This is a genomic window from Nonomuraea sp. NPDC005650, assembly GCF_040605375.1.
Taxonomy (GTDB): Bacteria; Actinomycetota; Actinomycetes; order Streptosporangiales; family Streptosporangiaceae; genus Nonomuraea.
The window spans coordinates 317,574-333,973 of record NZ_JBEXCR010000009.1 but is presented as its reverse complement, the minus strand read 5'-3'; the positions used below and the strand labels follow the sequence as shown (position 1 = coordinate 333,973).

Annotated in this window: 11 protein-coding genes; 3 read left to right on the top strand and 8 right to left on the bottom strand. The window is 70.5% G+C overall.

From position 1 onward, the window contains the following. Positions 1-9: 9 nt before the first annotated feature. Together ABZS69_RS18345 and ABZS69_RS18340 are read right to left on the bottom strand one after the other, a co-directional pair. Positions 10-3,249, bottom strand: a complete 3,240-nt coding sequence (locus ABZS69_RS18345) for a hypothetical protein (RefSeq protein ID WP_355373325.1) — start codon at positions 3,247-3,249, stop codon at positions 10-12. Beyond that, the gene (locus ABZS69_RS18340; RefSeq protein ID WP_355373322.1) at positions 3,246-4,637 is read right to left on the bottom strand and encodes a glycoside hydrolase family 43 protein; all 1,392 of its coding nucleotides are present in this window, start codon (positions 4,635-4,637) and stop codon (positions 3,246-3,248) included. Before ABZS69_RS18340 ends, ABZS69_RS18345 begins: the two co-directional genes overlap by 4 nt. A gap of 327 nt (positions 4,638-4,964) precedes the next feature. Here ABZS69_RS18340 and ABZS69_RS18335 point away from each other — a divergent pair, with 327 nt between their 5' ends. Then, complete coding sequence (locus tag ABZS69_RS18335) at positions 4,965-5,756, top strand: intradiol ring-cleavage dioxygenase (protein ID WP_355373319.1); 792 nt, start codon at positions 4,965-4,967, stop codon at positions 5,754-5,756. A 108-nt stretch (positions 5,757-5,864) separates the two neighbouring features. Beyond that, positions 5,865-6,755 (top strand): intradiol ring-cleavage dioxygenase, encoded by an 891-nt coding sequence (locus ABZS69_RS18330; protein WP_355373316.1) that lies wholly within the window; start codon positions 5,865-5,867, stop codon positions 6,753-6,755. Here ABZS69_RS18330 and ABZS69_RS18325 read toward each other — a convergent pair. After that, on the bottom strand, positions 6,752-8,785 hold the full coding sequence (locus ABZS69_RS18325) for a translation factor GTPase family protein (protein WP_355373313.1): 2,034 nt from the start codon (positions 8,783-8,785) through the stop codon (positions 6,752-6,754). The genes ABZS69_RS18330 and ABZS69_RS18325 overlap by 4 nt on opposite strands. A 255-nt stretch (positions 8,786-9,040) precedes the next feature. Between ABZS69_RS18325 and ABZS69_RS18320 the strand changes: the two genes are divergently transcribed. After that, positions 9,041-11,023 (top strand): amino acid transporter, encoded by a 1,983-nt coding sequence (locus ABZS69_RS18320; RefSeq protein ID WP_355373310.1) that lies wholly within the window; start codon positions 9,041-9,043, stop codon positions 11,021-11,023. A 10-nt stretch (positions 11,024-11,033) separates the two neighbouring features. Here ABZS69_RS18320 and ABZS69_RS18315 read toward each other — a convergent pair whose 3' ends face one another. The 5 genes from ABZS69_RS18315 to ABZS69_RS18295 form a co-directional block, all read right to left on the bottom strand. After that, a complete protein-coding gene (locus ABZS69_RS18315) occupies positions 11,034-11,942 on the bottom strand; it encodes a phosphotransferase (protein ID WP_355373307.1) in 909 nt (302 codons plus the stop codon). After that, positions 11,920-12,084, bottom strand: a complete 165-nt coding sequence (locus ABZS69_RS18310) for a hypothetical protein (protein ID WP_355373304.1) — start codon at positions 12,082-12,084, stop codon at positions 11,920-11,922. The genes ABZS69_RS18315 and ABZS69_RS18310 overlap by 23 nt, the downstream gene beginning before the upstream one ends. A 41-nt stretch (positions 12,085-12,125) precedes the next feature. After that, on the bottom strand, positions 12,126-14,606 hold the full coding sequence (locus ABZS69_RS18305) for a PEP/pyruvate-binding domain-containing protein (RefSeq protein ID WP_355373302.1): 2,481 nt from the start codon (positions 14,604-14,606) through the stop codon (positions 12,126-12,128). Next, positions 14,603-15,328: a helix-turn-helix domain-containing protein gene (locus tag ABZS69_RS18300; RefSeq protein ID WP_355373300.1), complete on the bottom strand. Its 726-nt coding sequence runs from the start codon at positions 15,326-15,328 to the stop codon at positions 14,603-14,605. Before ABZS69_RS18300 ends, ABZS69_RS18305 begins: the two co-directional genes overlap by 4 nt. 99 nt (positions 15,329-15,427) lie before the next feature. Continuing rightward, on the bottom strand, positions 15,428-16,330 hold the full coding sequence (locus tag ABZS69_RS18295) for a TIGR03619 family F420-dependent LLM class oxidoreductase (protein ID WP_355373298.1): 903 nt from the start codon (positions 16,328-16,330) through the stop codon (positions 15,428-15,430). Between the last annotated feature and the right edge of the window lie 70 nt (positions 16,331-16,400).

The window sequence follows — 16,400 nt, the reverse complement described above, 5'->3', positions numbered from 1 at the left end:
CGACGGGGGTCATGGGCCGTAGGCCTTGACCTCCAGGAGGCCCACGGAGTTGGTGCCGTTACCGGTGAGCAGCACCCGCAGGCGGGTCGTGCTCGTGGCGTTGAAGGTGACGCTGTTGTAGGCGTTCTTGGTCAGCGTGTACGCCGAGGCGCCCGGCACGTCCACGTACGCGCTGCCGTTCCAGTACTGCAGCTTCCACGACGCGGGCATGTCGATCCCCTCGTCGTCGTCGAAGAAGTAGACCTCGGCGCGGTTCAGGTTCTGCGCCGAGCCCCAGGTCAGGTCCACCCACTGCTGCCCGGTCTCCGGCCAGCAGCCCCAGCGCGGGTTGACGGTGTCGTTGGACGACGGCGGGTCGATCCCGTCGTTGATCGCGGCCACGCTCTCCCACGACGAGGTGTTCGACGCCGACGGCGTGGCCGACGACGCCAGGTTGGTGGGATTGGGCTGCTGCGTCCCGCCCCGGTTGAACACCTTGATCTCGGTGAGCCCCGTCCTGGCCCCGGAGGCGGCCGTGGCCAGCACCCGCAGGCGCTGCGTGCTGACCGCGGAGAACTGCACCACGTTGTAGTTGGCCCGCGGCGCGGACGGCGTCTTGGCCTGGCCGGGCACGCTCACCCAGGCGCTGCCGTTGTAGTACTGGATGTCGTACGACGCCGGCGCCCGGTAGGTGGCGCTGGCCGGGCGGCTGTCCTTGAAGTAGAGCCGCACCTCGTTGACCGTCTTGGCGGAGCCGAAGTTCAGCTCGTACCAGTCCTGCCCGGCGGTCGTGCCGCCCCAGAACGGCTCGTTGATCGGGAAGCCGTCCACCGCGCCCGCGGTGTTGCTGCCCGAGGCGGTGGTGGAGGCCGTGGCGGTGGCGCCGGAGGCCAGGTTGGTGAGGTTGGCGGTCAGGTCGACGCCGGCCTTGGCCAGCATGTCGACCATGCGGGGACTGTTCTGGGTGACCTGCGCGGGCGCCTGCAGCCCGGGCACGGCCACGTGGTAGGTGACGGAACCGCTGGTGGTGACGTCACCGGTGGCCGGGTCCCACGTGAACGGCACCAGCGACGACACCGTGGCCGCCCGGCTGCCGTTGATGTAGATCGAGTAGCCCTCGGGCACGCCGGGGTAGCGCACCACGCCGTCGGACGGGTCGTCCCAGACGATGGTCAGGTCGGCGTTGCGGTAGCGCAGGTTGTTGACGGTGAAGTTGCTCCAGCCGATGTTGATCGGCGAGAGCTCCACCTTGGCGTCGTTGCGCGGCCGCAGCCCGGCGACGTCCTCGATCACGGTCCAGTTGCTGCTGCCCAGGATGTTGTGGTGGATCCACGAGCGGTAGGTGATGGACGAGCCGTTCCAGTCGGCCCAGAACTCGTTGGCGTCCGGCCACTGGGTGTTGCCGTTGATGTACTGCGCCCAGGCGTTCCAGTAGAGCAGCTTCTTGTACCAGGTCGGGTCGATCCACTCGTTGGGGTAGTTCCGCAGCACCGAGGAGAGCAGGCGGAACTGCACGGTGGAGTTGATCGTGGAGAAGTTGTTGCTGCCGGTGCCCGAGGCCGCCTTGTCGGCCTGGTTGGCGGTGTAGAAGGGGAAGATCGGGTACTGCGCCGGGTCGTCGAACAGCCGCAGGGCCTGCTTGTAGGTGGAGGTGTTGGGGATCGCGCCGACGGCGAACGGGTAGTAGTTGTTGATCTCCTTCCACGGCACCCATTCGTTGGTGGACTTCAGCCGGTGCTCGAAGAGCTGCCTGCTCGGGTTCCACAGCACGTTGACGATGGCGTTCTGGATCTGCGTGGCCAGGGTGCGCATCTCGTTGGCCTTGGCCGTGTTGCCGATCGCGTCGTACGCCTGCGCGGCGGCCAGCGCGCCGCTGTACTGGTAGGCGGACTCGGCCCGGTCCATGTTGCCCGGCTTCCAGTGGAAGGACACGGCGTCGGCGTCGTTGCCGGTCAGGGCGCCCCAGTCGTACTCGATGAGCTTGTTGTTGTCGTGGTCGTAGTAGGACAGCTGGCCCTTGACGTCCTGCTCGGCGTAGCGGGCCAGGTTCGCGGCGATGCCGGGCTGGCCGCCGTGGATCTGGTAGCTCTTCCAGGCCGCCTCGCCGATGTACTGCGTGTAGCTGTTCGACCAGTTCTCCGGGTCGCCGGGGTTGTCCAGGAAGCGACCGTTCTTGGAGATCTGCCCGACGCTCAGCCAGTCGCCGTACGAGTAGATCGGGTTACGCAGGTACTTGAGGTCGTCGATGTGCATGGGCTGGGTCAGCGCGATCGCGTTGTTGTAGCCCAGCGCGCCCTCGACGGAGGTGGGGAACTGGAAGGTCTGTCCGGGGATGTCCGCGTCCAGGTTGTTGAAGCGCATCAGCCACCAGCGGTAGTAGATGTTCTTCTTGATGCCGGGCTCGGGCACGTCGATGTAGGGGACGTTGTCGGCCCACCACTTGTTGTAGGCGCGCACGTGCGTGGCGAACGCGGTGGCGGGCGTGTAGCCGGCGTAGGCGTCGTAGTCGGTGCGCGAGGCCGGGATCTCGTTGGTGACGAAGCCCATGACGACCTTGACGGTCGTCGTCGCCCCGGCGGCGATCGTGACGGACCTGTTCAGCCCGCCGCTGGAGACGGTGAACCCGTCACCGGTCAGCCTCGGGTAGAGGGTGGTGAGGTTGTTGTAGGCGTTCACCTGGCCGGTCAGCTCGCTGCCGCTGCCGGTGGTCGCGTACGGCGAGGTGGCCCGCAACTGCAGCGTCGTCGAGGCGGAGCCGCCGTTGGTGATGGCCAGGTTGGCCACGGCCACGTTGTTGTCGGTGATGAACTTCGTCTGGTCGATCGTGATCGAGCCGCTGGTGTGCCGGCTCTTCCAGTAGCTGGGCGCCTGCCAGCGCGAGTTCACCTGTTCGGTGAACGTGCCGGGGGTGACGGCGACGGTGAAGGCGTTGTTGTTGTTGATGCTCTCCCAGTACGCCACCTGCCCGGCGAAGCCGAGCGTGCCGGGCGTGTGGGTCTTCATGAACAGCGCCCGGCCGCGCGTCATGAGCCACGTGCCGGCCGGGTCGTTGCCCGAGCGGGACAGCAGCCGGTCCATCCAGAAGTCGGTGCCGGAGCTCTCGGCGTCGTAGATGGCCTGCATCATGTTGCCCGGCGTGTACGACCCCGGCGGGGCGGGGACGGCCGGGCCGCTGAACGTTGGGAAGCCGATGGTCTGGTCCGCGTGCGCCGGAGCACCGGCGACGATCAATCCCGCCACGAGCAGCAGGGCTAACAGGGCGCGCCTCATGAGAAGGCCCTCCATTCGAGCACACCGGTCGAGAATCCGGACTTGGAGGTGATGTTCAGCCGCAGCCGGGTCGTGCTGACCGGCGTGAACGTGGTGCTGTTGAAGGTGTTGGCGGCCACGCCGCAGCCCGACGCTCCGGGCACGTTGACGTAGGCGCTGCCGTTCCAGTACTGCACCTGGCACGAGGCCGGCAGGTCGATCCCGAGGTCGTCGTCGAACCAGTACACCTCGGACCTGGAGACGGTCTGCGCGGTCGGCCAGCGGTACTCGATCCACTCGGTGCCCTGGTGGTCCCAGTTGCCGTAGGCGCCGTGGCTGTGGTCGGCCGAGTTCGCCGGGGTGTAGCCGTCATTGACCGCCCCGAGCGTCTCCCATGGCGAGACGTACGAGGTGGACGGGGTGGCACTGGCCGCCAGGTTGCCCGGGGTGGTGGGGCCGCCGCTGGTCTGGACGACCTTCTGCATGGTGCCGTCGGCGTTGAAGTAGAGCTTGTCGATGGTCACCGAGCGGCGGAAGTTGCCTCCGCCCGGGGCGGCGGCGTTGTGGTAGACCATGTACCACTGGCCCTTGTACTCGATGATCGCCGGGTGGTTGGTGGTCGAGCTGACCTGGTCGAGCACGACGCCGCGGTGCGTCCAGGGGCCGAGCGGGTTGCTGGCGGTGGCATACCTGATGCAGGCGTAACCCGGCGCGGAGCAGGCCGAGTCGTTGGCCGCGTAGGCGAGGTAGTAGACGCCGTTGCGCTTGAACATCCAGGGGGCCTCCCAGAAGTTCGACACCCCGCTCGGGGTGACGACCGAGCCGTTGAGGGAGGTCATGTTGGAGTTGAGCTTGGCCGCGCGCAGGCCGTAGTAGGAGCCCCAGTACATGTAGACCTGGCCGTCGTCGTCGGTGAAGACGGTGGGGTCGATGTTGAGCGGCGAGGAGTTGGGGGTGCTGTCGCTGATCAGCGGGCCGCCCTTGGCGTCGCGGAACGGGCCGAGCGGGCTGTCGCCGACGGCCACGCCGATGTCCATCCAGCCGGCGCCGTTGCCGTTGACGGGGACGTACCAGTAGTACTTGCCGTCGGCGCCGCGCTCGACCTCGCCCGCCCAGGCGTCGGCGCCCGCCCAGGAGAAGTTCGAGATCGAGAGCTTGGCGCCCTGGTCGGTGAAGTTGGCGGCGTCGGTCGAGGTGAAGACGTGCCAGTCGCGCATGACGAAGTTCGTGCCGCCGGTCGGGGCCTCGTCGTGGCCGGTGTAGAGGTACAGGGTGTCGCCCACGACCAGCGCGGCCGGGTCGGCCGTGTAGATCGAGGTGGTGATCGGCGCGCCCGCGTTCGCGGGCGTCGCGTTGCCGAGGATGAGCACGAGTGCCGCGGTGAGGGCCGCCGCCCAGCGTCGTCTCATGTGTTCGCCCCTTACAATCTAGCGATTGCTTGTGTTAGCGCTAACATCACGGACAGGGATCGAAGCTGTGAACCTAAAAGGTTTTCGGGAAAGTAGAACGACCGGGCGGGGGCTGTCAATCGGCCACTGCAACTGTATGCATAGCCTTCTAACTGCGCCTATCCGGAGAGGCGGTCGCTGATCAGCTCGCGAGCTGGCTGGTTACAGTTTCATATCACCGAAAAGGCTTTCGACTTGAATGTCATGAATCGCAGGCCGCGCCTCCGCCGAAAGGCCGTCCTCCCATGAGAGGTTCGTCTGAGTGCAGGAACGCAAGAAGGAACTCCAGTGGGACACGATCACGAAGGTCAGCGGGTCAGCAGGCGGCGGCTGATCGCCGGCATCAGCTCGCTCGGGCTCGGCGCCGTCCTGTCGGCGCCCGGTTCCAGGGCCGGGGCGGCGTCGAGGCCGCCGGCCGCGGATCTCGCCTCGCTGTTCGCCCGTTCGCGGGTGTGCGGGCTGACCCCCGCCGCGACGCAGGGCCCGTACTACTTCGACGCCGACAAGATCCGCAGCGACATCCGGGAGGGCAAGCCTGGCGTGCGGCTGCGGATGGGCATCAGGGTGCAGGACAGCGAGACGTGCGCGCCCATGAGCAACGCCGTCGTGGAGATCTGGCACTGCGACGCCGCGGGGCTCTACTCGGGAGCGGAGAAGGAGTCGCAAGAAGACGCCACCAGCGGTCCGCCCCCGGGCGGTTTCACCGACAAGGCCGTCATGAGCGACATGAAGCCGTCGGACGAGAAGCGTTACCTGCGGGGCGCGCAGGTCACCAACGGCGACGGCATCGTGGAGTTCCTGACCAACTGGCCGGGCTGGTACCCGGGCCGTACGGTCCACATCCACACCATGGTCCACTTCAGCGAGTGGCGCGTGTTGAACACGCAGATCATGTTCGACGACGCGCTCAACTCCAAGGTGCTGGCGATGCCGCCCTACGCGGCGCACACCGGCCGCGACACCTTCAACACCGGCGACAACATCTTCAAGGACGGCATGCTGCTGCGGGTCGTCGAGGACGGCGACGGCTACCTGGGCACGATCATCCTGTCCGCCGACTCCGACCGGGACGGCGGCTGACCGCGTCCCGCTCTCATGAGAACTTCATCCACGGCAAAGGCGGTCCCAAGAGGTCCCGTCCTACGGTGAGGTCCGGAACATCGGAGCATCCCGGACAAGGACACCATAGTGGGACACGATCACGAAGGTCAGCGCGTCAGCAGGCGGCGGCTGTTCGCCGGCATCAGCTCGCTCGGGCTCGGCAGCCTGCTGGCGGCCTGTTCCAGCGCCGAGGGCACGGCGACCGTCACGACGTCCACGGGCGCCAGCGTGACGCCCACCGCGACCACGGCCAAGGACCTCACCTCGCTGTTCGCCGGGGCCGGCACGTGCAAGCTGACCAGCGCCACGACGCAGGGCCCGTACTACTTCGACGCCGACAAGGTCCGCAGCGACATCCGCGAGGACAAGCAGGGCGTGCGACTGCGGGTGGCCGTCAAGGTGCAGGACAGCGAGACGTGCAAGCCGCTGAGCAACGCGGTCGTGGAGATCTGGCACTGCGACGCGGCCGGGCTCTACTCGGGGGCCGAGGCGGCCTCGACCGGCGGGGGCGGCGGCAACCCGCCCGGCGGGGGCACTCCCCCGAGCGGCGCGCCCACCGGCGCCCCGCCGAGCGGCGGACCGGGCGGCGGGCCGGGCGGCGGCGGAGAGGGCGACATGGCGGACCTGACGCCCACCGACGACAAGCGGTATCTGCGGGGCGCGCAGGTCACCAACGCCGACGGCATCGTGGAGTTCACCACGATCTGGCCGGGCTGGTACCGGGGGCGCACGATCCACATCCACGCCATGGTCCACTTCAGCAACCAGCGCGTGTTGACCACGCAGATGATGTTCGACGAGAAGCTCAACAGCGCGGTCATGGCGAAGTCGCCGTACTCGGAGCACACGGGGCGCGACACGTTCAACGACAACGACAACATCTACGACGACAGCATGCTCATGAAGATCACCAAGGAGGATGACGGCTACCTCGGGGCCATCGTCTTCGCCGCCGACTCCGACAAGGACGGCGCCTAGACCCTGCGCACCACGTGCAGCAGGTACTCCTTCCGGTTGAGCGGGTTGTGGTCGGTGCGCGGGCGTTCCTGGACCGGTCCGCGTACGGGCTGATACCGGTCGAACGCGCACTCCAGCACGCCCTCGCCGCGGGTCAGCCCGGGCAGCCGCTGCTCCAGCTCGTGCACGCTCGCCGCCGGGATCTCGCCCTCCACCTCGACCCCGCCCGCCGGGCCGGGCGTCCGGGTGCGGGGGACGGCGCCCAGGCGGGCCAGCGCGGGCAGCACCGAGCCGAGCGTGTCGGCGGGGAGTTCGAGCCGGAAGCGGTGCGCCGGTTCGAGCACCCTGGTCCCGGCCCGCTTCAGCGCGGTCATCAGAACCAGCGGGGTGAGGTTGCGGAAATCGCCGGCCGTGCTGGACATGCTCTTGTCGAACCCGCCGCCCATGTGGCTCTGCCTGGCCCAGTAACCGGAGTGGGTCAGGGTGACCACGCAGTCCTCGACCTGCCAGCCGTGCAGGCCCTGCCGGAGCGTTTCGCGGACCGTCTCCTCGATCGTCCTCATGAACGCGTACGGCAGCGAGCCCAGCTCCACCTCCAGCCGGAACTGCGTGTTTGCGGTCGCGCTCCCTTCGGCCCCGTCATGGTTACGGTGACCGGCACCCCGGGCCGGCTCGACGCGGAGCCCGACGGTCGCGAGGAACGGGTTGGAGTCCGTGGCGATCACCTCGAACGCCTCGCCGGTGCCGATCGGGCGTTCGACGCAGATCGTGGTCGTCTCACGGAAGGCGACGTCGAGGCCGAAGTCGTCGAGGAGCGTGGCCTGGATGACCTCCTTCTGCACCTCGCCGTAGAGGGAGACGGACACCTCCTGCCGCAGGTCGTCCTGGCGCAGGCCGATCAGCGGGTCCTGCTCGGCGAGCTGGGCCAGCGCGAGGTGGAGGGCGCCCCTGTCGGTGGGGCGGCGCGGGACCACGACCGTCTCCAGGCTCGGCGGCGCGAAGTGCCCCCGCGGCCCGGCCTTGCCCGGCAGGCCGATCGCGTCGCCGATCCGGACGTCGGCCAGACCCCAGAGGCGGGCGATCCGGCCGGCGCCCACCGACGGGCATCGCACCGCCCCGCCCCGGTCGAACACGCTGATCGCCGTGACCTTCCCCTCAATACACCCGTCCGCCTCCTGGTCGCCGCCGAAGCGCAGGCGGTCGCGGGTGCGTACCGTGCCCGAGAACAGCCGCACGTACGCGATCTTCTCGCCCGCCTGGCCGCGCTCGACCTTGAAGACGGTCCCCGAGACGGGCCCTCCGGGGTCGCCCTGGGCGGCGGGGAGCAGCTCCTCGATCCCGGCCATCAGCGCGTCCACACCCGCGCCCGTGATCGCCGAACCGAAGAACACCGGATGCGCGAGCGCCCGCCCCGTCTGCGCCGCCAGCTCGGCGCGGAGCCTGGCGTACGGGATCTCCTCGCCGGCCACGTACGCGGCCAGCAGCGCGTCGTCCTGCCCGGCCAGCACGTCCACCAGCCGCGACGCGAAGGCCGGCGCGCCGTCGAACGGCGTGAAGGAGGCCACCCCCGTGCCCAGGCCGGCGGTGGAGCCCATGGCCACCACCGACGGGGCGAGCTTGTCCGCGATCTCCCGCACGATCCCGTCGTGACGGGCGCCGCGACGGTCGATCTTGTTCACGAAGACGAGCGTGGGGATGCCCAGGCGGCGCAGCGTGCGCATGAGCACGCGCGTCTGCGCCTGCACGCCCTCGACGGCCGAGACGACCAGCACGGCGCCGTCGAGCACGTTGAGCACCCGCTCCACCTCGGCGATGAAGTCGGGGTGGCCGGGCGTGTCGATCAGGTTGACCGTGGTGCCGCCGATGGCGAACGAGACGACCGCGGACTTGATCGTGATGCCGCGCCGGCGTTCCAGGGCGAGTGAGTCGGTCTGGGTATTGCCGTCATCGACACTGCCGATCTCGTCGATGGCGCCGGCGGCGTGCAGCAGCCGCTCGGTCAGGCTGGTCTTACCGGCGTCTACATGCGCCAAGATCCCCAAGTTGAGCATACGCAACGAACGTCATGTCCTTCGAATAGACGGCTCTTTCGATCCGGGGGGACATAAACGTTGTCCGCATTCGCTGCTCCTCTTGGTCGTCCTGGATTCGGGGTCAGCACATCAGAGGGCTTCGGCGGGGGGCAACTCAATTACCGGTCAGGTCCGCGTTCGGGGGGATGTGGGGAGATTCGCCGGACCAGCCGCGTGATAGCGTGCCGCACCCCCTAGGGTGGTGTGCGTTTCTCGATGAGAGAGGAAGATCCGGTGAGCGGTACCGGTGGGCCCGCGATCCCCGCGGTCGTCGAAAGCCCGACCCCTCCAGCACCCCCGCCCAACGGGCTGGCGCGCTGGCTCCTGCAGCTTCGCGTGCAGCCGACGGGCCCGGAGACAACCGAGGGGCACGCCGAGCCGCAGGCCTGGTGGAAGGTCATGTGCCTGACCGGCGTCGACTACTTCTCGACGCTGGCCTACCTGCCCGCCATCGCCGCGCTGGCGGCCGGCGCCTTATCGCCGCTGGCCACGCTGCTCATCGTGGCGCTGACGCTGCTGGGCATGCTGCCGATGTACCGGCGGGTGGCCCGCGAGAGCCCGCACGGGCAGGGCTCCGTGGCGATGTTGGAGCGGCTGCTGCCGTTCTGGCGGGGCAAGCTGTTCGTGCTGGTGCTGCTGGGATTCGTGGCCACGTCGTGGATCATCACGATCACCCTGTCGGCGGCCGACGCGTCGGTGCACGTCGTGGAGAACCCGTACTTCCCGAGCTTCCTGCACGGCCGCGAGGTCCTGCTGACCGTGGTGCTGCTGCTGGTGCTGGGCGGGGTGTTCCTGCTCGGGTTCAGCGAGGCGGTCGGCGTGGCCATCCCGCTGGTCGCGATCTTCCTGGTGCTCAACGCGATCGTCGTCGCCGTCGGCCTGGGCGAGGTCTTCTCCTCGCCGGACGCGCTCTCCCGCTGGACCGACGCGCTGACCAGCGGTACGGGCGGCTTCGGCGGCCTCATCGGGCCGGCCGTGCTCGCCTTCCCGCTGCTCGTGCTGGGCCTGTCGGGGTTCGAGACGGGCGTGAGCATGATGCCGCTGGTGGCCGCCGGCGGCAAGACCGCCGAGGAGCGGCTGAACTCCCGCGTCGCCAACACGCGCAAGCTGCTCACCAGTGCCGCGCTCATCATGAGCGTCTACCTGATCGCGACCAGCTTCGTGACCACGGTGCTCATCCCGGCCGAGAAGTTCCGGCCCGGCGGCGAGGCCAACGGCAGGGCGCTGGCGTACCTGGCGCACGAGCGGCTCGGCGAGGCGTTCGGCACGGTCTACGACGTCAGCACGATCCTCATCCTGTGGTTCGCCGGGGCCTCCGCGATGGCCGGCCTGATCAACATCGTGCCGCGCTACCTGCCCTCCTACGGCATGGCGCCCGACTGGGGCCGCGCCGTGCGGCCCGTGGTGCTGGTCTACACGGGCATCTGCGTGGTGCTCACCATCGCGTTCGACGCCGACGTCGACGCCCAGGCCGGCGCGTACGCCACGGGCATCCTGGCCATGATGGTCTCCGGCGCGGTCGCGGTGACGATCTCGGCCATCCGCCGCCGCCAGCGGGGCGCCACGGCCGGCTTCTCCGTGCTCACCCTGGTGCTGGTGTACGCGCTGGTGGAGAACATCAGGGAGAAGCCCGACGGCATCGCCATCTCCGCCCTGTTCATCCTGGGCATCATCGCCATCTCGCTGATCTCGCGCGTCTCGCGCACGACGGAGCTGCGGGCCGACCGGATCGAGTTCGACGAGGCGGCGCGGCGGTTCGTCGGCGACTCGCTCGACTACGACGGCGCGCTCAACATCATCGCCAACCGCCGCCAGGCGGGCGACGCGGCCGAATACGCCGAGAAGGAGGCCGAGCAGCGCGGGGTCAACCCGGTCCCGGGCCGGGCGGACATCCTGTTCCTGGAGATCGACGTCATCGACCCGTCCGGCTTCAGCGACGTGCTCCACGTGCGCGGGGTGGAGGTGGACAAATACCGCATCCTGCGGGTGGAGAGCCCGGCCGCGCCCAACGCCATCGCCGCGGTCCTGCTCGCGCTCCGCGACGCCGGGGGCGTGCGGCCGCACTGCTACTTCGCGTGGGCCGAGGGCTCGCCGCTGGTGCACCTGTTCCGCTACCTCATCCTCGGCCGCGGTGACACGGCGCCGGTCGTACGCGAGATCCTCCGCAAGAGCGAGCCCGACCCCGCCAAGCGGCCCGGCATCCACGTCGGCGGCTAGCGGGGGCTCTTCACGCCCAGCGGGCGCCAAGCCAGGCGAGGGTGGCGCGGCGGGAGTGCTCGCGCCGCTCCCGCAGGTGCGGGGCGTGCGCCGGTCCGGGCAGGGCGGCGGTACGCGTCCAGTAGCCCAGCAGCGCCACCAGCAGGGCGTCCACGCTCTCCGGCGCCGCCCGCCGCCCGAGCGGGTGCCCGGCGAAGACCTCCTCCGGGTCGGGCGCCCCGAGCTCGGACTCCAGCAGCAGGCAGACGAGATCCACCCAGTCCGGGCCCAGGCAGGCCCGCCCCCAGTCCACGAACCGGGCCGTGCCGTGCCCGTCGATGAGGATGTTGTCGAACCGGGGGTCGAAGTGGAGCATCGTGTCTCCGGTGACCAGCGGCTCCCAGCCCCGCTCGACCTCCGCGAGCCTGGGCAGGTGGTCTCGTTCCCACGCGCCGATCCGGACGGGGCCCGGGTCCCGCCACAGCTCGCAGCGGCCCTTCATGCGCGCGGCGACGGTCGGGAGGCCGCGCAGCGGCGCCGGGGTCAGCTCCCTGGCGCAGACCGTGAGCAGGTCCAGCGCCGCCGCCAGCTCCTCGGGGCGCCACGGCTCGTGCGGCACCCGTCCGGGCGCCAGTTCCGAGCAGATCAGCAGCCAGCCGTCCCGTTCGTCCGTGAACAGCAGGCGCGGCGCGGGCACCCCGGGAGGCAGGGCCGCGCTGACGGCCGCCTCCTCCCGGTAGCCCTCCGCGTCCCCGCCGTCCGCCGGGACGGCCTTGAGGAACACGTGCTCCCCGCCGGCGAGCGCGACCACGCCGAGCACGCCGTCCGAGAAGCCGCCCCGGCTCTCCTCGAAGCCGCGCACGGCGCCCAGCCTGCGCTCAAGCTCGGCCACGAGCGACGGGGGCAGCTCGGCGAAGTCACGCCGCCGGATCGGCCTCATCCTCCCTGTCCGAATCCGCCCTGTCCGTTTTCGCGGTGCCGCGATCGAGCGTCAGCTTGGCGAGCCTGAATCGGGCGCAGCGCACCTCGAGCTCGCGTTCGTTCTCCGGAGTCCACCATTCGATCATGGGCACCAAGGTCATCCCATGCCACCTGTCGAAGCGATCGACTTGGCGGAGACTTTTCACCCGAGCAACTCCACCGTGCCCCGCTCGCCGTCCACCCTGATCCGGTCGCCGTCGTGCACGCGCATGGTGGCGTTGCCGGTGCCGACCACGGCGGGGATGCCCAGCTCGCGCGCCACGATCGAGGCGTGCGACAGCGGCGCGCCCATGTCGGTCACCACGGCCGCCGCCCGGGGGAACATCGGAGTCCAGCCCACGTTCGTGAGCGTCGTGACGAGGATCTCGCCCGGCTTGAGCCGGTCGCCCTCCTCGGGCCCCGAGATCACGCGGGCGACGCCCTCCACGACGCCGGGGGCGCCGGGGAAGCCCTTCACCGTGTCACTCACCGGCAGGGCCGTGCCGCGCGCGTCGTAGACGTCGACCCGCCGGGCGGGGTCGGCGGCCCAGCGCACGGGGTCGAAGTGGCCGACGATCAGCGCGGGGTAGAGCGGCAGGGCGGCGTACCGCTCGTAGGTGGCCCGCCGGACCGGGACCCGCTCCAGCGCGGACGGGTCGCCGCGCAGCAGGGCGAGCAGTTCGTCCAGGTAGAGGAAGAACACGTCGTCGCCCCGGCCCGACAGCTCCCCCGCCCGTACGGCGAAGGCCCGCAGCACCCAGAACGCCCGCATGTTCTCCGAGCGCGTGGACTCGCGGTCCCGCACGACCGCGTTCCAGCGCTGGACCCTGGCGCGCATCTTGGCCTCCTGGCGCGGATAGCGCTCGGCGAAGCCCGCCCACGCCTCCTCCCTGGCCTTCCGCTGCCGCGCGAGCAGCGCCTCGGTGTCGGCCCGCAGGTCGCGCAGGCCCGCGAGCTGGGCGTCGATCCAGCCGTCGTCCTCGCCGGGCCGCGGGATCGACACCTCGAACTCGTGGGGGCCGCGATGCCCGTACGCGCGGGCGAACTCCGCCCTGGTGATCTCCCCGCGCGCCAGCCTGGACAGGCTCATCACCGGGCCCAGGCTGGCCAGCTCGCCGTCGGTGTTCACGCCGGTCAGCATGGCCTCGGCGGTGACCTCGCCCATCATCCTGCGCAGCCGGTCGCGGGTCCAGACCAGGGTGGCGCCGCCCTGGCGGCCGGCGGCCTCCAGCATGCGGCAGGAGGTGACCAGGTGGGGCCTGATCTCGCGTTCCCACAGCCCGGCCAGCTCGGGGCCCGACCCGGTGGCGGCGATCGTCGCGCGCAGTTCCTCGCAGCGCCGCTGCGAGGTGGCCAGGAACGCGCGCATGCCCTTGAGGTTGGTACGCACGCGGCGCTGGATGCCGATCGCCATGGGCAGGACGCGCTTGATGATCTCCCAGCGCGACACCGGCACCAGCGGCACGCCGAGCCCCGGCGGCAGCTTGCCGAAGACCTGCTCGACCGCGCCCAGCCGGGCGCGCATGCCCAGGGCCCCGGCGATGGAGTGGACGACGCTCAGGTTCATGTAGAAGCGGCCGCCGATGTTGCCGACCAGGTCGAAGCCGGGCAGGGCCGAGGCGGACATGGCCTCATGGATGAACAGCCGCACGAACGACCACGTCATCGGCGTCATCACGTCGGGGATCGCCTCGCCCAGGTTGCCGCCGGTCCACAGGTACTCGCCCTTGAGGCTGTCGTTCCACTCCTCGACCTGCGGCTTGATGCCGGTGATCGGGCGCGCCTGGACGATGGCGAACTCCCCGTCGCGCCTGGCCCACTCGATGTCCATCGGCGTGCCGTACAGGGTCTGGATGCGCGCGCCGATCGCGGCCAGCTCCACGGCCTGCGCCGCGTCGAGCACGGCCGCCCGCCGCAGCCCGTCCGGGACGGGCCGCTCCCGCGTGCCGTCGGGGGTGCGGACGGTCATGACCGTCTTGTCGCTCACCTGCTCCTGGGTCACGGCGCCGCCGGACACGACGATCGTGTCGGGGGTGACCTGGCCGCCGACGACCGCCTCGCCGAGCCCCCAGGAGGCGTTGACGACGGTCTCGTCGCGGGCGCCGCTGACCGGGTTCGCGGTGAACATGATGCCGGCCGCGTCCGCGTCCACCAGCTCCTGGACCACCACGGCCAGCGCCACGTCGTCGTGGGGGACGCCGTTCTGGTCGCGGTAGGCGACGGCGCGCGGGTTCCACAGCGAGGCCCAGCAGCGCCTGACCGCGTCGAGCAGGGCGTCGCCCCTGATGTTGAGGTAGGTGTCCTGCTGGCCGGCGAACGACATGTCCGGCAGGTCCTCGGCGGTCGCGGACGAGCGCACGGCCACCGGCACGTCGTCGCCGAGCGCGTCGTACGCCCGGCGGATCTCCGCGGCGAGCTCGGCGGGCAGGTCATGCCCGGCGAACAGCGCCCGCGGGTCCTCCGCGTGCGGGATCTCGTCGCGGAAGGCCGCCACGAACGCCCGGTAGGCGTCGGTGGTGATGTGGAATCCGGCCGGGACGGGCAGCCCCGCCCGGGTCAGCCTGGCCAGCGAGGCGCCCTTGCCGCCGACGGTCGCGAGGTCCGCCGCCGTGTCGTCGAGAGGGAGTACGGCCTTCAACGTCACACGCTCCTTTGAGCTTTTTGCGTCCCGCCCATGGACGCCGCCAGCTTCCGCTCGGCGACCTCCTCCCCGACGGTGAGGAGGTCGAGGGTGGCCCGCGCGACGACCTCCGCGTCGTCGCGGGACAGGGGGCGGCCCGGGCTCAGGGCCCGGTCGACGGTGTCGGTCACCAGGAACGCGATCCGGTCGGCCTCCGCCTCCTTGGACACGCCGTCCGGCACGAACAGGAACCCGTACAGGATCGCGTTGGCCACCATGGCGTGGTCCCCGGGCTCCTCGCGCACCGCGCCCAGCTTGACCAGCTCCGCCAGGTACGCGTCCAGGGGCGGGCCCATCGCCGCCGACTGGCCCGCCTGCTGCTTCTGGCGCGCGAACTTGCCCAGCAGGTCCGACTCGCCCCGCATCAGCGCCTGGAGCAGCGGCCTGCGCAGCAGCGCGCGGGCGTAACCGCCGTACAGCTGGCCCAGCGTGGCCGGCGCACCCTGGCGGACCTCGGCCAGCATGAGCACCCGCTCGCGGCGCAGCAGCGCGGCGAAGAGCTCGTCGCGCGTCTTCCAGTGCAGGTAAATGGTGCCCTTGGCGACCTCTGCGCGCTTGGCCACGTCGTCGATCGTGGTCTTGCCGTAACCCCAGCGCAGGACCAGCTCGGCGGCGGCGTCGAGGATCCGGTGCGCCCGCTCCAGCTGGCGCGCCGGATCCTGCGGCGGCCGTCCTGCCTTGACCATCTGGTCTCACCTCATTTGTTTGACCAGATGAGACTAATCGGTCATTTAATTAATGTCGAGAGCCGCGGCGATCCATTCGCAGGGCACCGGGACGCCCGCTCAGCGGGTCAGGAGCGGGGCGATGGCCTGGACGGATTCGGCCGGCGAGCCGGGCATCGCCCAGAAGACGTGGTCGACGTCCAGCTGGTCCAGCCGGTCCAGGTCGCCCGCGACCTGCTCGGCGGAGCCGGTCAGCGGCGCCCGCTCGTCCAGCGGCTTCGCGCTCACCATCCCGTTGACCTGCACCACGACGGGTCCCGCGGGACGCCCGGCGGCCCGCGCGGCCTGCCGGTACGCCTCGATCATGCCGGCCAGCGCGTCCCAGTCGAAGATCACCAGAGACACCCCGGCGCCCAGCCGGGCCGCGCGCTCGATCGCGGCGGGCGCGACCGCGCCGACCAGCAGGACCGGGCCGCCCTCGCGCACCGGCTTGGGGCCGATCTCGCACTCGGGGATCCGGTAGAAGCGTCCCTCGAAGCTCACCGGGTCGGGCCCCCACACGACCTGCATCGCCCGCAGGTGCTCCTCGAAGCCGGCGCCGCGCCGCGTCATCGGCACCCCGGCCGCCTCGAACTCCTGGGACATCCAGCCCTGCCCGACGCCCGCCAGCAGCCGCCCGCCGCTCAGCCGGTCGAGGGTGGCGATCCGCCGGGCCAGCACCACCGGGTTGTGGAACAGCGCGTCCACCACGCTGGTGCCCAGCTTGATCCGTTCGGTGCGGGCGGCGACGTGCCCGAGCACCTCCAGCGGGTCGTAGGAGATCGCGAACCCCTCCGGCGCGTCCATCACCGGCCCGCCCTCGCCGCCCATCGCGATCGGCGCGGTCGGCCGGAGCAGCCGCTCGTACGTCCAGACCGAGCCGAGCCCGGCGCGTTCCGCCTCCTCCGCCACCTGGACGATCGTCTCCGGCGTCGCGTGCTCTCCACCGTTGGGGAGGCCGACCCCCAGCTGCACACCGCTCATTTCGCTGTCCTCCGTCCGCACGAGCCCATGTCGGTCATGGTCACCGGTACAGACCGGCCGGACGGCGGGA

What these genes read in the sequence shown, in the direction of transcription:
- ABZS69_RS18315 (WP_355373307.1), bottom strand. Translation starts at nt 11,942, where the DNA reads ATGAGGCCGATCCGGCGGCGTGACTTCGCCGAGCTGCCCCCGTCGCTC.
- ABZS69_RS18310 (WP_355373304.1), bottom strand. Translation starts at nt 12,084, where the DNA reads ATGACCTTGGTGCCCATGATCGAATGGTGGACTCCGGAGAACGAACGC.
- ABZS69_RS18325 (WP_355373313.1), bottom strand. Translation starts at nt 8,785, where the DNA reads ATGCTCAACTTGGGGATCTTGGCGCATGTAGACGCCGGTAAGACCAGC.
- ABZS69_RS18295 (WP_355373298.1), bottom strand. Translation starts at nt 16,330, where the DNA reads ATGAGCGGTGTGCAGCTGGGGGTCGGCCTCCCCAACGGTGGAGAGCAC.
- ABZS69_RS18300 (WP_355373300.1), bottom strand. Translation starts at nt 15,328, where the DNA reads ATGGTCAAGGCAGGACGGCCGCCGCAGGATCCGGCGCGCCAGCTGGAG.
- ABZS69_RS18345 (WP_355373325.1), bottom strand. Translation starts at nt 3,249, where the DNA reads ATGAGGCGCGCCCTGTTAGCCCTGCTGCTCGTGGCGGGATTGATCGTC.
- ABZS69_RS18340 (WP_355373322.1), bottom strand. Translation starts at nt 4,637, where the DNA reads ATGAGACGACGCTGGGCGGCGGCCCTCACCGCGGCACTCGTGCTCATC.